Consider the following 19648-nt stretch of genomic DNA (forward strand, 5'->3'; position numbering starts at 1 on the left):
CAGCCTCGGGGCCGGCCCTCAGGCTCAGCCGTGCGCCCAGCCTCGGGGCCGGCCCTGTGGCTCAGCCCTGTGGCTCAGCCCTGAGACCAGCCCTGGGCTCGACTGAAGGCGAGCCGAGCCTGGAGCCGAGCCCTGAACCGAGCCGCCCACGGCTCGCGGACGCGCCCGGCGCTACAGCCAGCCGCGTTCGCGGGCCGCGAGGCCGGCCTGGAAGCGGGTGCTGGCGCCCAGCTCCCGCATCAGGGCCTGGAGCCGGCGCTGGGTGGTGCGGGCGCTCCAGCCGAGCGAGCGGGCGATCGACTCGTCGGTGAGGCCGGCGGCCAGCAGGCCGACCAGCTTGCGGTGGTCCCCATCCGGGTCGACCACTCCGGCGTCGGCTCCCAGGGTGGCCTGCAGCGGCACCGCCCGCTCCCACTCGGCCTCGAAGAGCCGGTCCAGCGCCTGCAGCAGCGCGGACGGGTGAATCACGTAGGCGGCGTCCAGCACGCTGTCACCGACGCTGATCGGGATGATCGCCATCCGGTCGTCGGACATGATCAGCTTCATCGGGAGGGTGGTGCGGACCCGTGCCTCCTCACCGTCCCGCACGCCGACCAGGATGTCGTCCTCCAGCCGCCCCGGCCACGCGACCGCCTCGCGGTCGTAGATGGCGCGGTAGCGCACGCCCTCGATCAGCTTGCGGCGCTGGTGGACGAGGTTGGCGGCGACGTCCTGCACATAGGGCGGGCAGTCGAAGCCGCGCACCTGCTGCACGCTGGTGTCCTGCAGGTACTCGATGCGCTGGGCGATCGCCTCGGCGCCGGTGAGCACCTCCACCGAGCGGGCCGGGTCGGTGTACCGGGAGGCTTCGCGGAAGGCGTCCATCAGCCGGTGCATCTCGGCCCGGGCGCTGCGCAGCTCGGCCTCGCGGTGGCCGATCAGGGTGCCGATGGCGACGTCGGGGGCGACCGCCAGGTAGTGGTCCCGGTCCACCGGGGCCCGGGTCGCCATGCCCTGCTGGGCGAGGCGGCTGAGCGACTTGCCGCTCTGCTGCACCGTCAGCCCGCAGCGCTCGGCCAGATCCGCGGCGGTGGAGCGGGGCGCCGCCACCAGGGCCGCGTACACCTGGCCGTCGGGTTCGGAGAGCCCGAGAGCGCCGAACGCTTCAGACATGACGACCCCTCCCCCAAGCATGGCGAGTTCACGCCATTCGTTGAGTGCTGATTTCATGGCCATCTTGTGCCACGAGGTGGTTGGTTGACAACCCGACCGCCGCAGCGACCACATGCCGGACAGGACGAAGGGGCCGGGCGGTGTGCCCGGCCCCTTCGGAGGGATTCGCGTGACCCTACAGGCCGACGGCGCGCATCAGCTGGCCGACCTCGGGGTTGGTCAGCCGGCGCAGCCAACCGGACTTCTGGTCGCCCAGCGCGATCGGCCCGAAGTGGGTGCGGACCAGCTTCTCCACCGGGAAGCCGGCCTCGGCCAGCATCCGGCGCACGATGTGCTTGCGGCCCTCGTGCAGGGTGACCTCGACCAGGTAGTTCTTGCCGACGTTGGAGACCACCCGGAAGCCGTCGGCGCGGGCGAAGCCGTCCTCCAGCTCGATGCCGCGGGCCAGCTGCTTGCCCAGGTCGCGCGGGATCGGGCCCTGGATCGCGGCCAGGTAGGTCTTGGTGACGCCGTACCGCGGGTGGGTCAGCCGGTGGGCCAGCTCGCCGTGGTTGGTGAGCAGGATGATGCCCTCGGTCTCGGTGTCCAGGCGGCCGACGTGGAACAGCCGGGTCTCCCGGTTGTTCACGTAGTCGCCCAGGCACTGGCGGCCGTCCGGGTCCTCCATGGTGGAGACCACGCCGGCCGGCTTGTTGAGCGCGAAGAACAGGTAGGACTGGGTGGCCACGGTGAGGCCGTCCACCTTGATCTCGTCGTGCTGCGGGTCGACCCGCTTGCCCTGCTCGGTGACCAGCCGGCCGTTGACCTCGACCCGGCCCTGCGCGATCAGCTCCTCGCAGGCGCGCCGGCTGCCGACGCCGGCCCGGGCCAGCACCTTCTGCAGGCGCTCGCCGGCCTCACCGCCGTCGCCCTGGGCAGCGGCGGACGGCCGCTCGTGGCGGCGCAGCACCGCGTCCTCGATCCGCGCCTGCAGCTCGCGCGAGCGCTGCGGGGCGGGGCGCTGGCCGCCGCCCTTGCCGCCCGGGCGCTGCGCGGGGCCGCGACCGCGGGAGGGGGCGGCGTTCGGTCCGCCGCCGTACTCGGGACGGTCGTAGCGCCGCTCCTCGGGGCGCAGGGGGCGGTCGGAGGAGCGGCGGTCGTCCCGCCGGTCGCCCTGGCGTCCGCCGCCGCCCGCACCACCACGGCCGCCGCTGCTGCCGCCGCGGAAGCCACCGCCGCCGGCACCACTGCTGCCGCCGCGGAAGCCACCGCCGCCACCGCCGCCGCCCCGGGACGCACCGCCCCCGCGCGCGCCGCCGTAGGAGGAGCCGCCCCCGCGACCGCTGCCGCCGCGGCCACCCGCACCGCTGTTCCTGCCGTTACCGCTACTACGCATCAAATGTCCGTACGTCGTTGTTCCGTCGAGAAGTGCAAGTCGTGCCGGCCGACCTCAATGCACTTCCCGTGCGCTCGCGGCGGCCACCGCGTCCGCGATCGCCGTGCCTTCGAGGGACTCCGCTTCCACGTCGTCGACCTCAGGCAGGAAGGGCGCCAGTTCCGGGAGCTCGTCCAGGCCGCGCAGCCCCATCCGTTCCAGGAAGTAGCTTGTCGTCCGATACAGGATCGCACCTGTTTCGGGCTCGGTCCCGGTCTCTTCCACCAGGCCTCGCTGTACCAGGGTACGCATCACGCCGTCACAGTTCACACCGCGTACCGCGGAAACCCGGGATCTGGACACCGGCTGGCGGTAGGCGACCACCGCCAGCGTCTCCAGCGCGGCCTGGGTGAGCCGGGCCTGCTGGCCGTCCAGCACGAAGCGGTCGACCACCGGGGCGCAGGCGGCGCTGCTGTAGTAGCGCCAGCCGCCGGCCACCAGGCGCAGCTCGAAACCGCGGCCCTGGGCGGCGTATTCGGCGGCCAGCTCGCGCAGCGCGGCAGCCACCTCGGCGTGCGGCCGCTGGACGGCATCGGCGAGGCGGGCTTCGGGGATCGGCTCGTCGGCGACCATCAGCACCGCCTCCAGGCCGGGGCGCAGCGCGACCTCAGGAGCCTCCCTGCTCCCCGAAGCCCCGTCGGCCGCAGAAGCCTCCCCGCTCCCCGAAGCCCCGTCGGCCGCAGAAGTCTCCCCGCTCCCCGAAGCCTCGCCAGCCTCAGGAGCCGCAGTGCTCTCCGGCGACCCAGTGGCCCCGGGGCCCCCGGTGGCCCTGGGGATCCCGGTGGCCGCCGCGGCCTCGGGGGCGCCGGCCTGCTCGGGCACGGCGGCCACCGGCTCCGCCACCTCTGCGGGGGTCCGGGCGCCTTGGTCCGGCTCCGCCGAGTAGGCGGGCTCCAGCCACTCGTCGTCGCGCGACTGGCCGGGCAGGCCGAGGCTGCGGCGGATCGGCCGGCCGCCGTCGGCCCCAGGGGGTGGCACGCTGCTCACCGCTGCTCCCTCTCCTTCTCCTCCTCCGGCTCACCGGCGGGCCGGTCGAACTCGTCGGTCACCTCGATCGCCGCGCGGTCCGCCTCGGCCACCCAGTGGACCGTCAGCGAGCCCAGCGGCTCGGCCTGGTCGAAGGCCAGTGCCCGCTCCCGGTAGAGCTCCAGCAGGGCCAGGAACCGGGCCACCACGACCAGCTCGCTGTCGGCGTCGGCCACCAGCTCGGCGAAGACCGCCGAGCCGTGCTCGGCCAGGTAGTCGGCGACCAGCTGGGCTTGCTCGCGCACGCTGACCGGCGGGGTGTGGATGTGGTCCACGTAGACCACCGGCGCGGGCTTGGGCGTCATCGCCCTGGCGGCCAGCTGGGCGAACCGCTCCAGCCCGATGTGGATCACCACCTCGGGCAGCAGCTCGGCGTGGTGCGGCTCCAGGCCGACGGTGCGCGGGCGGCGGCGCCCCTCCTCCGCCCAGCGCTGCTCGAAGACCGCAGCGACCCGCTTGTAGGCCCGGTACTGCAGCAGCCGGGCGAACAGCAGGTCGCGGGCTTCCAGCAGGGCCAGGTCCTCCTCGTCCTCGACCTCGGCGGCGGGCAGCAGCCGGGCCGCCTTGAGGTCGAGCAGGGTGGCCGCGACCACCAGGAACTCGGTGGTCTGGTCCAGGTCCCAGTCCGGCCCCATGGCACGGATGTGCGCCAGGAACTCGTCCGTCACCGTGGAGAGCGCGAGTTCGGTGATGTCCAGCCGGTGCTTGGCGATCAGGCCGAGCAGCAGGTCGAACGGGCCCTCGAAGTTGGCCAGCCTGACGGTGAAGGACTGGTCGCGTGGAGCGCCACGCGGGTGGTCCTGCTCAGGGGCGGTTTCGGGGGCGGTGGTGGTGGCCATGGCGGTCCATCTTCACACGCCGCACGGCCCGCGCCCGGTTGTACGCGCTCAGCGGCCGCACGACGGCCCGCGCCCGGCCCGGGCCCGGCTCAGCGGCCCCGCAGCCGCCGCACCAGGATGCTCGCCTCGCCGCGCTGCTCCAGGTCGGCCAGCACGACGGCGATCGCCTCGCGCACCACCCGGCCGCGGTCCACCGCGAGCCCGTGCTCGCCGCGCAGCACCAGGCGGGCGTGCTCCAGGTCCATCAGCTCTTCGGCGGACACGTAGACGGTGATCTTCTCGTCGTGCCGCTCGCGGCCGCTGGGGCGCCGCGGTGCCCGGCCGCGCGGGCGGCGCCGCAGCGGGTCGGCCTGCTGGTCCTCGGGGCCGGCCGGGGCGGCCGCGGTGCCGCTCTGCGGGGCGACGCGGGGCGCCGGGGCAGGGGCGTTCTCGGCGCTCCGACCGCCGGGCACCCTCCCCCAGCCTTCGGCCGGGGAGGCCCCCACGGCGGGGCCGGTGGCGGGCGCGGCGCCGGTGCTGCCCGAGGGAGCGTCAGCCGAGGCGGCGTCAGGCTGCTGGGCACCGCTGCCGTCCGCCGGTTCGGCGTTCTGACGGCTGGCCAGGGAGGGCGACAGCGCCATCCCCCCGGTGGTGCGGAACAGCTCGTCGGCCCCCGGGAGGCTCACTCGACGGGGCGGCACCGGTCGAGCACCTCCCTGGCGAGCTGGCGGTAGGCGGCGGCACCCACCGAGTTGGTGGCGTAGGTGGTGATCGGCTCGCCGGCCACGGTGGTCTCCGGGAACCTGACGGTGCGTCCGATGACGGTGTGGAAGACGTGCTCGCCGAACGCCTCGACCACTCGGGCCAGCACCTCGCGGCTGTGCACCGTGCGCGAGTCGTACATGGTGGCGAGGATGCCGTCCAGGCGCAGCTCCGGGTTGAGCCGTTCGCAGACCTTCTCGATGGTCTCGGTCAGCAGGGCGACCCCGCGCAGCGCGAAGAACTCGCACTCCAGCGGCACGATCACGCTGTGCGCGGCGGTCAGCGCGTTGACGGTGAGCAGGCCGAGCGAGGGCTGGCAGTCGATGATGACGTAGTCGTAGTCCGGCAGCAGCGGCTTGAGCGCGCGGGCCAGGGCGGACTCCCGGGCCACCTCGCTGACCAGCTGCACCTCGGCGGCCGACAGGTCGATGTTGGAGGGCAGCAGGTCCATGCCGGGCACGGCGGTCTTCAGCAGCACCTCGTCGGCCGTCAGGCCCCGCTCCATGAGCAGGTTGTAGACGGTGACGTCCAGCTCCATCGGGTTGACGCCCAGGCCGACCGAGAGGGCGCCCTGCGGGTCGAAGTCGACCAGCAGCACCCGCCGGCCGTACTCGGCCAGCGCGGCGCCCAGGTTGATGGTGGAGGTGGTCTTGCCGACGCCGCCCTTCTGGTTGCACATCGCGATGATCTTCGCGGGACCGTGCTCGGCGAGCGGGGCGGGGATCGGGAAGTACGGCTGCGGGCGGCCGGTGGGGCCGATCCGCTCACGGCGCTGGCGGGCCGCGTCCGGTGCCAGGGTGGCGGCGTACTCGGGGTCGGGCTCGTACTCGGCGTCCGGGTCGTCGTAGGAACCGTAGGCGAACTCGGCGTAGCCCAGCTGCTGGGCCGACAGGTCCGCCTCGTAGACCGGGGTCTGGGCGGCCGCCTGGCGCGCCTCGAAGGTCCTCACTGCCACCGTGCCGATCTCCTCGGCCCCGACGGTGGAATATCCGGCCCCGGTGTCGTCGGTCGGCTGTCCGGAGACGTGCTCCGCCAGGCCTGGCTGACCACCCCCGGGAGCAAATGTCGACTCATTCACAAGTCGTCTTACCTCCTTGGGCATCCAGGGCATTATGTCGATTCGTCAGCCTGACACCATGCCGACGGTTTGCGACTCTAGGCCGTTCCGGGCGTTCGCAGCAACACAATCCACGGTAGTGGGACCGATGTGTCGGCCGTCCGACCGGGTTCTGTCAAGGGGTGGGTGATCCAGCCCACAGCGGATTGACGCATGGCGAAGCCCCCGACCGGCGGACGCCGGCCAGGGGCTCACGACATGGCTCCGCGGCGCCTGATCGACCTCAGGCCCACGCGTGGTGCGGCGTCAGGCGAGCACGCTCTCCAGGGAGACGGAGGGCAGGCCGAACGCCTCGGCGACCGCCGGGAAGGTGATCTGGCCCTCGTGCACGTTCAGGCCCTTGGCCAGCGCGGCGTCGCGGCGCAGCGCCTCCTTCCAACCGCGGTTGGCCAGCTCGACCACGTACGGCAGGGTGGCGTTGGTGAGCGCGTAGGTGGAGGTGTTCGGCACCGCGCCCGGCATGTTGGCCACGCAGTAGAAGACCGAGTTGTGGACCTGGAAGGTCGGCTCGGCGTGGGTGGTCGGGTGCGAGTCCTCGAAGCAGCCGCCCTGGTCGATCGCGATGTCGACCAGCACCGAGCCCGGCTTCATCTTGGCGACCAGCTCGTTGGTGACCAGCTTGGGGGCCTTGGCACCGGGGATCAGCACGGCGCCGATCACCAGGTCGGCCTCGACGACGGCCTTCTCCAGCTCGAACGAGTTGGACATGATGGCCTTGATCTTGGTGCCGAAGATCTTGTCGGCCTCGCGCAGCTTGTTGATGTCGCGGTCCAGCAGGGTCACCTCGTAGCCCATGCCGATCGCGATGGTGGCCGCGTGCCAGCCGGAGACGCCGCCACCGATCACCACGGCCTTGGCCGGGTGGGTGCCGGGGACGCCGCCCGGCAGCACGCCGCGGCCGCCGACCGGGCGCATCAGGTGGTAGGAACCGACCTGCGGGGCCAGCCGGCCCGCGACCTCGGACATCGGGGCGAGCAGCGGCAGCGCGCCATTGGCCAGCTGGACGGTCTCGTAGGCGATCGCGGTGGTGCCGGAGGCGATCAGCGCGTCGGTGCCGGCCCGGTCGGCGGCCAGGTGCAGGTAGGTGAAGAGGGTCTGACCCTTGCGGAGGCGGTGGTACTCCTCGGCGATCGGCTCCTTGACCTTCAGCAGCAGGTCAGCGGTGGCCCACACCTCGTCGGCGGTGGGGAGGATGGTGGCACCGGCGGCCACGTACTCCTCGTTGGGGATGGAGGAGCCGACGCCGGCGCCGTCCTCGATGAAGACCTCGTGGCCGTTGCGGACCAGCTCATGCACGCCGGCCGGCGTGATGGCCACGCGGTACTCGTGGTTCTTGACCTCGCGGGGGATGCCGACCTTGGTCACGGTTAAACACGTCCCTCTTGCCATGGGGGTCCCTACCGGGGGAAGACCGGAGGGTGGGTGCGCGGGGGGCATGCCTCCGGCATGGGCACGGCCAGGCCAAGACACGCTGCACTGCGCGACTAAGTCGAGTGTAATGAAGCCCAGTGCATCCGTCAGCCTTCCAATGTGACTAAATCTCCCCGGGCCATTGGCAGATTCGTAGGCTTGCCCTAGAAAGATCCTGGCGAATCACGATCTTCCAGGCAAATCTCCCAAACAGTGCACGGGTCACCGCAAGGTTGCCCGGGAGCCACTCGCTGGTCAGCTGCCGTGCAGCTGCTCCAGGGCCGCCGCGACGGCCCTGACACCCCGGTCGTCGCCGAGTCGGCGCAGCAGCGCGAGCGCCGTCCGGTACTCGCGGACCGCCTCGTCCGGTCGGCGCTGGGCGGCGTGCGCCTCGGCGATCCGGACCAGCAGCCGGGCCTGGGCGGCCGGGTCGTCCATGCTCTGGCGCAGTGCGAGGGCCCGGCCGTAGGCGTCGGCGGCCCGGACCGCCTCGCCGAGGGCGCGCCGGCACTCGCCCACCCCCTCCAGGGCCCGGGCGGCCGCCGCGTCGTCGCGCGGCTCCCGGGTGTGGGCGACGGCGCGCTGGTAGAACTCGGCGGCCGGCGCCCAGTGTCCGGCGGCGGCCCGTAGATCGGCGAGGTTGAGCAGGGCGGCGGCGGCCCGGCGCGGTGCGGCCTGGCGTTCGGCCAGCTCCAGGACCAGGTGGTGCAACCGGTAGGCGTCGGCGGGACCGGGTCGGCCGGGGCCGGTGAGCGGGAGGGTGCGCAGCAGGGCGCCGACCAGGCGGGCCACCGAGCCGTCCAGGTCGCCCTGGGCGAGGGCCTGCTCGGCGGTGCGCAGGAGGAGTTCGCGCTCGCCGCCCAGCCAGGCCCGGGCGTGGCCCGCGCTGCGCAGCCGGAGCGGACCGGGCAGCGGATCGGGGGCCGGCACGGCCGGGTCGAGCAGGGCCCGGGCCGAGTCGACCAGCCGGATCAGCCGCTCCAGCAGCCGGGCCCGGGCCAGTTGCAGGGCGGCCGGGCGGTCGTGCCGCTCGCGCAGCGCGACCAGTTCGGCGTGGAACCGGCCGGGCACCCGGTACCGGGGGGTGCCGTCGGCGGTCGGCTCGGCCGGGTCCAGCAGCTCCTGCTCGGCCAGCGCCTGCAGGATCACGACCGCTTCGGGCGCCGGGCAACCGGCCAGCGCGGAGGCGGTGCGCGGGTCGCCGTAGCCGCCGGGTGCCAGCGTGAGCATCCGCAGCAGGCGGGCCTGGGCGACGGGGAGGCTGCGGTAGCGCAGGTGGAGGGCGGCGACCAGGGGGTCCCGTGCCGTTGCTTCGCCGCTGTCCGCTGCTACGGCACGCAGGGCGGCACCCGCCTCGGGCACGGCCACCTTGGGGTTGGCGCGCAGCCAGCCGGCCAGCAGCCTCAGCGGCGCCGGCCGGCCGGCGCAGGTCTCGGCCAGCTCGGCGGCGGCGACCGGATCGCAGCTGATCCGGGTGCCACCGACCAGCGCGGTGAGCAGGTCGACGGCGGCGGACTCGTCGAGGCCGCGCAGGATCACCGGGTCGACGGTGAACTCGTCGGCCAACCCGGTCAGCGGGCGGTCGGCCACCGCGAGCACCAGGCAGCGCGGCTCCTCGGGCAGCAGCGGGCGCAGTTGCTCGGCGTCCGCCACGTCGTCGAGCAGCAGCAGGGTGTCGCGGCCGGTCAGCGCCGCGCGCAGGCGGGCGCAGGCCGGGTGCTCCTGATCCGGGGCCGGCAGCGGGAGCGCTTCGGTCTCCTCGCCCAGCTCGCTGAGCAAGCGCTTGGCTACCGCGCCCGGCGGGTGCGGGGTGCCATCGGGGTCGGACAGCCGGACGGCCAGCAGCTGCCGCCCGCCCGCCGCGGTGGCGGCGAACCGCCGGGCCAGCGACGTCCGCCCCGAGCCGGGCCGCCCGGCCACCAGCAGCACCCGGCAGCCCCCCTCCCGCACGGGACCGCGCAACCGCACGGCGAGCGCGGTCAGCTCCGCCGCCCGTCCGACGAACGGCTCGGGCACCCCGGGCGCGGACGCCGCCGCCCTCCCCCGGCCTTCGGCCGGGGGGACCCCCATGGAAGCGAGCCGCGCACCCATCGTCGCCGTCTCCCTCACCACCAGCGCCACTCCCGACCCGATCGCCCAGCATCCCGTCAGCGAAGCGTAGTTCGCCCCGGCCCCGCTGCCGAGCGAACTCCGATCCCCCCGATCGGCGAATCACCCGGACAGTCGCCCGGCGGGGGGGATCCGCCACCACCCGCGCAGCCCACCGGCCGACGGCCTCCGCGGTGCCGGGCCTGCTCGCGGCAGCGGCCCACCTGATCGCCAGCGGAGCCCGCTGCGCAGCCGCGGCCCCCCGACCTCGCGTCAGCCCAGGGCCTTGGCCCTCCAGTAGGAGAACTCGCCGAGCGGGTCGCCGTCCAGGGACCACGGCCAGGGCGTCACCGTATCGCCGATCAGGCGGAAGGTTTCGGTGCTCTCACGCACCCGGCCGGCCCGGACCAGGGCGAACGCGAGCAGGTTGAGGTCGGCCACGGCGGCCGCGTGCTGCAGCCGGCCGGGATGCGGCCAGTCGGCCAGGGCGGTGGCCAGGGCGGTGGTGCCGCGGTTGTTCGTCCACATGTTGCGGACCAGCAGCGCCTCCACGCCGCCCTTGGCGGTGACCCGGGCGTGCTCCTCGACCAGCGCGGTCAGCTCCACACCGGCAGCCGGTGCGGTCGCCGGCACCGCGGACCGGACGGCGTGCACGAAGTCCGACTGGCTGCTGCGCGAGCCGCACTCCTCCGCGGAGAGGTACCGCAGCATCTGCAGGTGCGCCTCCCGGTGCCAGGGATCGCGGGAGGTCACCTCGTACCACACCGGGAAGACTTCGTGCGTGCCGGCACGGGCCGTCCGCAGGATCCCGAGCAGCACCACCCAGGGAGTGGGGTCCTCCGGTACGGCGTCCGCGGCGCGGTAGCAGTGGTCCGCAGCGGCCTGCAGGTCGGCCATCCTCCCTTCGGCCCGGCCCCGGACCAGCTCGACCCAAGCCTCGAAGATCAGCGCGTCAGCGCTGCGCGGGCGGCGCATCCGCCAGGACCGGGCCAACGCCGAGGGCGCGGCCGCGTCGGCGAGGACGGCGAACCGGTGCGCGCGGCGGTCCCAGTCGTCCCCGGCCTCCTTGAGCAGCCGGTCGACGGTGTCGACCAGGATCTCGTCCTGCCCGGGAAGGCCGGGGGAGCTCACCTGTCGCCGTACTCGACCGAGTTTGACATCGTCGAGCTCGGGCAGCAGCCGCGGGCCGGAAGCGCGAAATCTTCGAAGGATCGACACGCGCCGGAGCCTAGGACCGGGGAAGGCTCCCGGACAGACCTCGAAGGCAATCGTTATCCGATGCCGAACTACCGTCTCGTATGGTGAACGGCGAGGCCCGCCGCACCCTTGACGTGCCGGGCCCGGCCGCCGCACTGCTGCGCCGCGCTGCTCGGCACCGCCGGGCCACCGGACCCGCCGGGCGCCCCCACAGCGAGGATGCCGGTGACCAGGGTGGTTGTGCAGCTCGCCGGCCAGGACCGAGGCCGTCAACTCGTCGAGCTGCCCAAGCGGCGGGAGGTGCCATGGCCTCCGCTCTATAGGAGCCCCCGACGGATGCCCTCCGTGAAGGCCGCCCACTCTTCCTTCGTGAAGCGGAGGTCACTGCGGTCAGGACGCTTCGAGTCAGTGAACGCGACACCGCCGCCCGGGAGGTCGGTGATCTCCACACAGTTGTTGTCATCGGTGCTCAGCGGCGACTTGCGCCGAGGGAGACCTGTCAGGTCCAGTGCGTAGAGGTCTTCCTTGCGATCAGTGGCGGTGCTCAACGGACCATTCCTTCCATGTATTTCCTGATGGTGTCGCGCGACCGATCGGCGGGCAGCGCCGAGGCGACGATCCGGTCGAAGTCCTTCTGGAACCGCTCGCTTGCCTCCTCGCTCTCCAGGTAGCGGCTTTCGCCCGCACTCTCGATGGAGACCAGGGAGGGCCATGGCTTGGGGAAGTGAAGGATCGAGAAGTTCCCTCGCGCACCAGGGTGAGGCCCAGCGTCCAGCGGCATGATCTGCAGGTTGACATTCGCCAGCTCGCTCACGTCCATCAGCCGAAGGCACTGCTCGCGCATCAGAGACGGATGCGGCGAGAACTTCTGGCACAGCAGGGCCTCGTGGATCACGAACCAGTATTCTGCCGGATCCGCCGGCCTCGTCAGATTGGCCTGACGTCCCATCCGAACGTCCACGATCGCCGCGTGCCGCTGTGCGGGGATGTGGATTGCGGTGGCAGCCGTGATCTCCCGCGCGTACGCCCCCGTCTGCAACAGGCCTGGGATCACGGTGGCGTAGTACGCCCGGATCTCGCGTGCGCCAGCCTCGGCATCCATCAGGTCTTCGAGGGACTGCGGGACAACGCCGTCGTACGTACTCCACCAGCCGGTCCTGCCCGCGTTGCGCGCGAGCTCCTCCAAGGCGGCGACGACCTCCGTGTCCGTCACACCGTAATGGCCGAGAAGAGCAGCGACCTCAAGAGCGTTGATCTTGGCCTGCGCGTTCTCGATACGAGAAACCTTCGGTCCGTCCCACTTCGCGCCCATCAGCCCCGCCACCTGATCCAGGCTCAGCTTCGCCTGCAAGCGGTACTTGCGCAGGGCCCTGCCGAGACGCCGACGCCGAACGGTCGGGATGGCACGCACGTTTGGCATAGGTGCAGTCCGTTCCTTACTAGGTGCGGTATCGGTACCGCCAGGTGCAGTTTTGCACCCCCAGGTGCGCAGGTCGATAGAACACGTGTATTTCACCCTGGCAGTTTGGGTTACAAGCTTGTCAGTCTGAGGGTTCAAGGTGCACTCTGATGCCAGTAGAGGTGACGTACCGTCACTTCTTCGTCACTCCTGATGTTTTGCAGCGCCCTGCCGGCGCCTGTCCAGGCCTGTCAGCAGATATCGGCCGCCGCCAAGGTCGGCCGGGCACCTCACAGCACCCCTTGCACATTTTGGGAGCCCCTGTGTCCGAGCTTCACTCCGCCCAACAGTTCCCCAACGGGACCATCGACGACTTCTACCTTCGAGCCGGCGCGGGCGCCGTCCGTCAGGCCCGTGACCGGATCGTGGCCGCAGCCCGTATGCGGGCACTGCCACTGTCGACCGAGGCACTGGCCGACGTGAGGCTCTGCGCCTCCGAGGTCATCACCAACGCCCTGGCGCATGGCGGTGACGAGTGCTGGGTCAGCATCACCTGGACCGGAGGTCGCCTGGGCGTCTGTGTCAGCGACCGTTCAGTGCAACTGCCCGCCGTGCTCCCGGCCTCGACCACCAGCAACTCCGGTCGCGGCCTCGCCCTGGTCAACGCGCTCGCCCACTCGTGGGGCTGGGGAAGGACCCAGTGGGGCAAGACCGTGTACTTCAGCGTCGCGGCCGACACCACGCCGGTCGCCGACCAGCGCTCGGCCCCGGTCACCGAGCAACAGAGTGGCCAACGGCTCCTGACCGCCTGACAGATCAAGGGACCGCCAAACGCGGCGAGTACTGACGAAACGACAAACCGCCCCGCGAGGCCGCCATACCATTCGGGCTCTGCCCCAGAACATCAGGAGAGCACCGTGCCCACATCAGTCCTCGTCGTCGACCACCCCGCTTGGGAGACGGTCGGTGGAACGGCCAGCCGCATCATGCGCTCCCCGACGGGCACCTGGCTCGCCACGTGGGGCAAGACGGGGCTGAGCCTGTCCTGTTTGGACGGGAGCGAGGACACCAAGCCCCAGTCGGACGAGATCACGGCGGCGGAACTACCGGAAGCCACCGACTGCAACCTCGCCGCCGCGTTGGCCGACTTGGGCACCGTGGTCCGGTTGCCGAACCCGTCGCTGTGGGACGCCATCACCACGGCCGTACTGCGACAGGTCGTCCGCGCTGCACAGGCCCGCGCGCTGTACCACCGGTGGTGCGCGGCTTATGGGACCGGTTATGACACCCCTGTCGGACGCCTGGCCGTTGTTCCTGGGCCTGAGTCGGTCCTGGCGCTGTCGGAGGAAGCCTTCAAGGCTGTCGGCGCGGCCTTCCACCGAACCGCGCTCCAGGCCGCAGCGGCCGCCTACCTGGAGGGCAACACCGCGTGGTCCGCGCTCGATCCTGCACACCTGGTGGACGCACTCGACACGATCCCGCGCATCGGCCCGTGGACCGCATCCGCTGCCACGGCCGACTTCACCGGCGACTTCTCCGTCTACCCGCACGGGGACCTCGCCGTCCGCACCTGGGCCAAACGCGCCGCGCCAGACGTCGCCTGGCCCACGACCGACAAGGCGTTCTGCGACGTCTGGACACGGACGGCCGAGAACGCCCGGCAGCTCCACGCCCTGACCCTCCTCACACTTGCTTGGGGGAGCAATGCCAGTTCCGAGCCCCGCGAGGGAGCCGAACACCAACGTCAGTGACCTGATCGTCGGAGCGGACCCGCGCCACTCGCTCGACGCTCTGTTCGTCAATGCGCCGCTGCGGGACTACACCCTGCGGCCCCGCACCAACGACTACACCCTGCCCGTCCTCGGCATGGCCTACATCGCCACCTACGCCCGCCAGACCGGATTCAACGTCGGCTTGCTCGATGCCGAAGCTTACGGGCTGGGCGTCAACACCACCGTCGAGATCATCAACCGAGCAGCCCCGCGCTGGGTCGGCCTGAACCTCCTGGCACCCACCTACCAGCTGTCCGCACGGATCGCCTCCGGCCTCGCCCCCTCGATCCGGCTGGTTGTCGGGGGCCACCACGCCAAGGCCATGCCCCGTGAGGTCCTGAAGGACCCGCGTTTCCACCACGCTCGAGCCCTGATCATCGGTGAAGCCGAACTGCGCGTCGCCGCCTTACTTGAAGACGAGCGCCGCCGAACCGAACTTCCCGGCGTGATGTGGCGGGACCGACTGCTTGGCACCGTTGGCGCCGGCATCGCCGACCGGCAGGCCGCTGGGCGGTGGACCGCTCCGGACCTCGACGCCCTGCCCATGGTGAACAGGGAATTCCTCCCCCAGGACCCCTACACGGCCGAGGACGGCCGCATCGAGGCGAACGTCGTAGGTTCCCGGGGCTGCCCGTATGACTGTGGATTCTGCGGAGCGGCGGTGTCCGCGAACCCGGACATCACGATTCGCACCCGGAAGCCGTCCAGCATCCTGGCGGAGCTGGATCACCTTCACAGCTCGTACGGGGTCACCGCGTTCCGGTTCGTTGATGATCTCTTCCTCGGCGTCGAGCGGTTCATCCGCGAGGCGATGACGGCATTCAGCGCCGAGGCTGTCGGCAGCCGGTACGTCTGGGACGCCACGGGCCGGATCAATGTGCTGCACCGGGCCGACGACAGCCTGCTCGACACGCTGGCGGCCAACGGCCTGCGCGAGGTCGCCCTTGGGATCGAGTCAGGCAGCGACCGCATCCTGGGCGCCATGGACAAGCGGATCACTGCGGCCATGACACTCAGCGTTGCCCGGCGGCTGATGGAGCGTGGGATCAACGTGAAGGGGTACTTCATCCTCGGATACCCGGGGGAACAGCGAGCCGATCTGCGCGCCACCGTGGCCCACATCCACGACCTGTGGGCTCTGGAGGACCGGCTGCCGGGACGGTTCCGCGCCTCCGTGTTCGAGTTCCGTCCCTACCCCGGCAGTCCCGTGTGGGGCCAGCTCGTCCGGGAGGGGCACGACCCGGCCGCGATGATGGACTACGGCGACGTGGACCTCACGGAGCACGGCGCTGACGAGGCGATGCGCGGACGGGACGAGTTCAACTTCTCCGTTGAGATCCAGTTCGGTGAAACCCCACTGGCCGAGATCCGTTCCCACCTGGCCGAGCTGTCACGCCGGCAGTACGACCGCAACGCGGCTACCCGGGAGGCCACCGCGTGACCGGGCTGTTCGTCACCGTGGACGGCCCCGGCGGCATCGGGAAGTCCACACTGGTCCAAGCCGTCTGCGGACAGCTCCGGGCTGCTGGGCGGCGCGTCCACGCCACCGCTGAGCCTTCGACCAGCCCGCTGGGCCGGTTCACCCGCGCCAACGCCGACACGATCACCGGCCACGCGCTGGCCTGCCTGGTTGCCGCCGACCGCTACCAGCACCTGACCAGCGAGATTCTTCCGGCTCTCGCCTCTGGCGCTACCGTGATCTGCGACCGTTACTTGCCGTCCTCTCTGGTTCTCCAGCGGCTCGACGGCGTGCCCTTGGAGTTCATCGTGAACCTGAACGCCGCGGCCGACCTGCCCCACCTAGCGGTGATCCTCACGGCCGACCCGGCAGTGGTGGCCGCCCGCATCGCGTCGCGGGGCGCCCACCACCGCTTCGAACGAGACACGGCCGTCCCTGCGCGGGAGGTCGCGTTGTACGAGCAGGCCACCGTTGTGCTGCGCGAACTACACGTGCCGGTCATGGCCATCGATGTCGGCCATGCCACTCCCACCGAAGCCGCCCGGCAGGTCGTTGAATCCCTGACGGCCCGGTACGCGGCCTGACCCGCACCTCACACCAAGGAACTGCCCATGGAAGAGACGACCTGGAACACGATCGAACGGATCGTCGCCTGGATCGACGAGAGCAGTACCCTCCCGCCGGAGACCGACAAGCTCCTGAGGGTCATGAAGCTCTCCGAGGAGGTCGGCGAGGTCACCCAGGCTCTGATCGGTGTCATGGGGCAGAACCCTCGCAAGGGCCGGACCCACCGGATGGAGGACGTCTACGACGAGCTGAGCGACGTCATCCTCACCGCCATGACTGCCCTGCGCTCCCTCACCCCCGACGCCCGCAAGGTCTTCGAAGCACGCGTCGAGCACATCGCCCAGCGCGCCCTGGCCCCGGCCGGATAACCCAGTCCGGTCAGTGTGCGACAGCACCGCCCCGCCGCTCTGGGTGTGGGGCACGGCGCCCGCCTGCTGTGGGAGGCGGGCGCCGGCACGTTCACCGATCGTCACCCCGCCGGGAACGGCCGGGCCGGCCAGGGCGCGTCGGCCGGGCGGAGGGCTTCCGGGCCGCCCGCGGAAAGGGCGGCCCGCAGGGCGAGGGTGCCGGTGACCAGGGTGGGGTTGTGCAGCTCGCCGGCCAGGACCAGGGCGACCAGCTCGTCCAGCGGCACCCGGGCGGTCTCGATCTCCAGCTCCTCGCCCTGCGCGTCGAACTTCTCGCCCTCGGCCTCGGACAGGTCGGTGGCCAGGAAGATCCGCAGCGCCTCGTCGCTGCCGCCCGGCGAGGTGTAGAAGTCGACCAGCACCCGCCACCGGGCCGCCTTGCAGTACGCCTCCTCGAACAGCTCGCGCTGGGCGGCGTGCAGCGGGTTCTCCCCCGGCACGTCGAGCAGCCCGGCGGGCAGCTCCCAGAGCCGCTGGCGCACCGGGTGCCGGTACTGCCGCACGAGCAGGACCCGCTGCTGGTCGTCGAGGGCGAGCACCGCCACCGAGCCGGGGTGGGTCTGGTAGTCGCGGCGGGCGTGGGAGCCGTCCGGCATCCGCACCTCGTCGCTGCGCACCCCCGTCATCCTGCCCTGGAAGGGCTGTGAGCTGGACCGGACGGCCCATTCCTCCGCGATGTCCTTGATCATGCCGACACTCCCCTTCTCGTCAGTACGACACAAAGGTACGGCACGGCCTCACGGGAAACGGCGGCCACTCGGGGAAGGACCCGAATGGCCGCCGCTGACATCAGTGAGCCGTCCGTCTCACTGCGCGAGTCCTGCTACGCGCCGGTCTTGATCTTGATGGCCGCGGCCACCAGCCCCGCGAAGAGCGGGTGCGGGCGGGTGGGGCGCGACTTCAGCTCCGGGTGGGCCTGGGTGGCGACCAGGTAGGGGTGCACCTCGCGCGGGTACTCGACGTACTCCACCAGGTCGCCCTTCGGGGAGAGGCCCGAGAAGACCAGGCCGGTCTTCTCCAGGTCGGCCCGGTAGGCGTTGTTGACCTCGTAGCGGTGGCGGTGCCGCTCGTCGACGTACTGCTCGCCGCCGTAGACCTCGCGGACGATCGAGCCCTCGGCCAGCTTGGCCGGGTACAGGCCCAGGCGCATGGTGCCGCCCAGGTCGCCCTTGCCGTCGACGATCGCCAGCTGCTCGGCCATGGTGGAGATCACGGGGTGCTTGGCGGCCGGGTCGAACTCGGTGGAGTTGGCCTCCGCCAGCCCGGCCAGGTTGCGCGCCGCCTCGATGACCACGCACTGCAGGCCCAGGCAGAGGCCCAGCAGCGGGATCCGGTTCTCACGGGCGTAGGTGATCGCGCCGACCTTGCCGTTCACACCGCGGTCGCCGAAGCCGCCGGGGATGCAGATCGCGTCCACGTCACCGAGCTGCTCGCGGGCGCCCTCGGGGGTCTCGCACTCGTCCGAGGTGACCCACTTGATCTCGACCCGGGCGTTGTTGGCGAAGCCGCCGGCCCGCAGCGCCTCGGTCACCGACAGGTAGGCGTCCGGCAGGTCGATGTACTTGCCGACCAGCGCCACCTTGACGATGTGCTGCGGCTCGTGGACCCGGCGCAGCAGGTCGTCCCAGGTGGTCCAGTCCACGTCGCGGAACGGCAGGTCGAGCCGGCGCACCACGTAGGCGTCCAGGCCCTCACCGTGCAGCACCTTGGGGATGTCGTAGATCGACTTGGCGTCGATGGCCGCGACCACGGCCTCCTCGTCCACGTCGCACATCAGCGAGATCTTGCGCTTGATCGCCTGCGGCACCTCGCGGTCGGCGCGCAGCACGATGGCGTCCGGCTGGATGCCGATGTTGCGCAGCGCGGCCACCGAGTGCTGGGTGGGCTTGGTCTTCAGCTCGCCGGACGGGCCGATGTAGGGCAGCAGCGACACGTGCACGAAGAAGACGTTGTCCCGGCCGACCTCGTGGCGCACCTGGCGCACGGCCTCCAGGAACGGCAGCGACTCGATGTCGCCGACGGTGCCGCCGACCTCGGTGATCACCACGTCGACGTCCTCGGTCGCCATCCGGCGGATCCGGGACTTGATCTCGTTGGTGATGTGGGGGATCACCTGGACGGTGTCGCCCAGGTACTCGCCGCGGCGCTCCTTGGCGATCACGGTGGAGTAGACCTGGCCGGTGGTCACATTGGCCGAGCCGTGCAGGTTGGTGTCCAGGAACCGCTCGTAGTGGCCGATGTCCAGGTCGGTCTCGGCGCCGTCGTCGGTGACGAACACCTCGCCGTGCTGGAACGGGTTCATGGTGCCCGGGTCGACGTTCAGGTACGGGTCGAGCTTCTGCATCGTCACCCGCAGGCCGCGGGCCTTGAGCAGGGCACCGAGGCTGGAGGCGGTGAGCCCCTTGCCGAGCGAGGAGGCGACACCCCCGGTGACGAAGAGGTGCTTGGTCGTCACGGCGCGGCCGTTGGCCGACTTGCCGGAATGGGGCTGTGCCAAGAGGGGGCTCCCGTGGGTCGCGTGTCGAAGCTGACGCTGGTGGAGTCGACGGACACCTGGACTGATCCTCCGGGGTGAATCCGGGGTCGTCAGTCAGCGGGTCCGGGGCGGTTGATCCCACCAGTCCACGGGGTACCAGGGTATCAGCGCGCTGGACGTCACGCCGTCGCCCGCCTCCCCGCTGACCCGGCCGGGTGAACCTCGGCCACCGCGGGGACCAGTCGGATCACCCCGCGGTGACCCGGAATGATCACCATCGGATGCCCCGTTCAACCGCCGCTCTCACCCGGCCGGGCTACTTTCGCCGACTCGTCCTGTGCAGACGGATGTACCTGATCGTTTCCGGGTGCTGAGGCCCGTGCCGCCGTCGTATCCTGCACGGACGCATCGCCGACAGCAGAGCACGCCGAGGACGCGGGTCCGGACGAGACCCCGCGTTCCCGCTGCGCGACCGGGCTCCCCCCGCTCCACCAGTTCCCCAGCAGTGCCCAGGCCCGGAGCCCGACCGGCTCCGGGCGGCCAGTCCCCGCCCGAACCGCCACCAGCGGCCGGCGGGGGCGCCC

General features: G+C 71.7%; 18 protein-coding genes. 5 read left to right on the plus strand and 13 right to left on the minus strand.

Features of this window, described 5'->3' with window-relative positions; translation table 11 throughout:
* Positions 1–171 precede the first annotated feature (171 nt).
* The 11 genes from LN042_RS29425 to LN042_RS29475 form a co-directional block, all read right to left on the minus strand.
* Complete coding sequence (locus LN042_RS29425; RefSeq protein ID WP_230054447.1) at positions 172–1152, minus strand: helix-turn-helix domain-containing protein; 981 nt, start codon at positions 1150–1152, stop codon at positions 172–174.
* Positions 1153–1327: 175 nt separating this feature from the next.
* A complete protein-coding gene (locus tag LN042_RS29430) occupies positions 1328–2527 on the minus strand; it encodes a pseudouridine synthase (RefSeq protein WP_230054448.1) in 1200 nt (399 codons plus the stop codon).
* A gap of 54 nt (positions 2528–2581) precedes the next feature.
* Entirely contained in the window at positions 2582–3166 is a 585-nt protein-coding gene (gene scpB / locus LN042_RS29435) for an SMC-Scp complex subunit ScpB (RefSeq protein WP_230054473.1), read from the minus strand.
* A gap of 383 nt (positions 3167–3549) precedes the next feature.
* Positions 3550–4431, minus strand: coding sequence for a segregation and condensation protein A (locus tag LN042_RS29440; RefSeq protein ID WP_230054449.1), 882 nt, complete (start codon positions 4429–4431; stop codon positions 3550–3552).
* Between the two features lie 89 nt (positions 4432–4520).
* On the minus strand, positions 4521–5096 hold the full coding sequence (locus tag LN042_RS29445; RefSeq protein ID WP_230054474.1) for a hypothetical protein: 576 nt from the start codon (positions 5094–5096) through the stop codon (positions 4521–4523).
* Positions 5093–6250 (minus strand): ParA family protein, encoded by a 1158-nt coding sequence (locus LN042_RS29450; RefSeq protein WP_372495841.1) that lies wholly within the window; start codon positions 6248–6250, stop codon positions 5093–5095. Before LN042_RS29450 ends, LN042_RS29445 begins: the two co-directional genes overlap by 4 nt.
* Positions 6251–6535: 285 nt before the next feature.
* Positions 6536–7654: an alanine dehydrogenase gene (gene ald / locus LN042_RS29455; protein ID WP_372495842.1), complete on the minus strand. Its 1119-nt coding sequence runs from the start codon at positions 7652–7654 to the stop codon at positions 6536–6538.
* Positions 7655–7954: 300 nt separating this feature from the next.
* Positions 7955–9769 (minus strand): tetratricopeptide repeat protein, encoded by a 1815-nt coding sequence (locus LN042_RS29460; protein ID WP_230054451.1) that lies wholly within the window; start codon positions 9767–9769, stop codon positions 7955–7957.
* A 291-nt stretch (positions 9770–10060) separates the two neighbouring features.
* Entirely contained in the window at positions 10061–10918 is an 858-nt protein-coding gene (locus LN042_RS29465; RefSeq protein WP_230054452.1) for a hypothetical protein, read from the minus strand.
* Positions 10919–11301: 383 nt separating this feature from the next.
* Positions 11302–11532: a DUF397 domain-containing protein gene (locus LN042_RS29470; RefSeq protein WP_230054453.1), complete on the minus strand. Its 231-nt coding sequence runs from the start codon at positions 11530–11532 to the stop codon at positions 11302–11304.
* Positions 11529–12404: a helix-turn-helix domain-containing protein gene (locus LN042_RS29475; RefSeq protein WP_230054454.1), complete on the minus strand. Its 876-nt coding sequence runs from the start codon at positions 12402–12404 to the stop codon at positions 11529–11531. The genes LN042_RS29470 and LN042_RS29475 overlap by 4 nt, the downstream gene beginning before the upstream one ends.
* Positions 12405–12706: 302 nt before the next feature.
* Between LN042_RS29475 and LN042_RS37460 the strand changes: the two genes are divergently transcribed.
* The 5 genes from LN042_RS37460 (at position 12707) to LN042_RS29500 (ending at position 16549) form a co-directional block, all read left to right on the plus strand.
* Positions 12707–13195: an ATP-binding protein gene (locus LN042_RS37460; RefSeq protein WP_230054455.1), complete on the plus strand. Its 489-nt coding sequence runs from the start codon at positions 12707–12709 to the stop codon at positions 13193–13195.
* 105 nt (positions 13196–13300) lie between these two features.
* Positions 13301–14134 carry a DNA glycosylase family protein gene (locus tag LN042_RS29485; RefSeq protein WP_230054456.1) on the plus strand — a complete coding sequence of 278 codons (834 nt, stop codon included), beginning with the start codon at positions 13301–13303 and terminating at the stop codon, positions 14132–14134.
* Complete coding sequence (locus tag LN042_RS29490; RefSeq protein ID WP_230054457.1) at positions 14088–15596, plus strand: B12-binding domain-containing radical SAM protein; 1509 nt, start codon at positions 14088–14090, stop codon at positions 15594–15596. Before LN042_RS29485 ends, LN042_RS29490 begins: the two co-directional genes overlap by 47 nt.
* Complete coding sequence (gene tmk, locus LN042_RS29495) at positions 15593–16198, plus strand: dTMP kinase (protein ID WP_230054458.1); 606 nt, start codon at positions 15593–15595, stop codon at positions 16196–16198. The genes LN042_RS29490 and tmk overlap by 4 nt, the downstream gene beginning before the upstream one ends.
* A 27-nt stretch (positions 16199–16225) precedes the next feature.
* On the plus strand, positions 16226–16549 hold the full coding sequence (locus LN042_RS29500; RefSeq protein WP_230054459.1) for a MazG-like family protein: 324 nt from the start codon (positions 16226–16228) through the stop codon (positions 16547–16549).
* A 101-nt stretch (positions 16550–16650) separates the two neighbouring features.
* Here LN042_RS29500 and LN042_RS29505 read toward each other — a convergent pair whose 3' ends face one another.
* Complete coding sequence (locus LN042_RS29505; RefSeq protein WP_230054460.1) at positions 16651–17277, minus strand: NUDIX domain-containing protein; 627 nt, start codon at positions 17275–17277, stop codon at positions 16651–16653.
* A gap of 134 nt (positions 17278–17411) precedes the next feature.
* Positions 17412–19085: a CTP synthase gene (gene pyrG / locus LN042_RS29510; RefSeq protein ID WP_249801628.1), complete on the minus strand. Its 1674-nt coding sequence runs from the start codon at positions 19083–19085 to the stop codon at positions 17412–17414.
* Positions 19086–19648 lie beyond the last annotated feature (563 nt).

Source organism: Kitasatospora humi (assembly GCF_020907985.1).
GTDB classification, from domain to species: Bacteria; Actinomycetota; Actinomycetes; order Streptomycetales; family Streptomycetaceae; genus Kitasatospora; species Kitasatospora humi.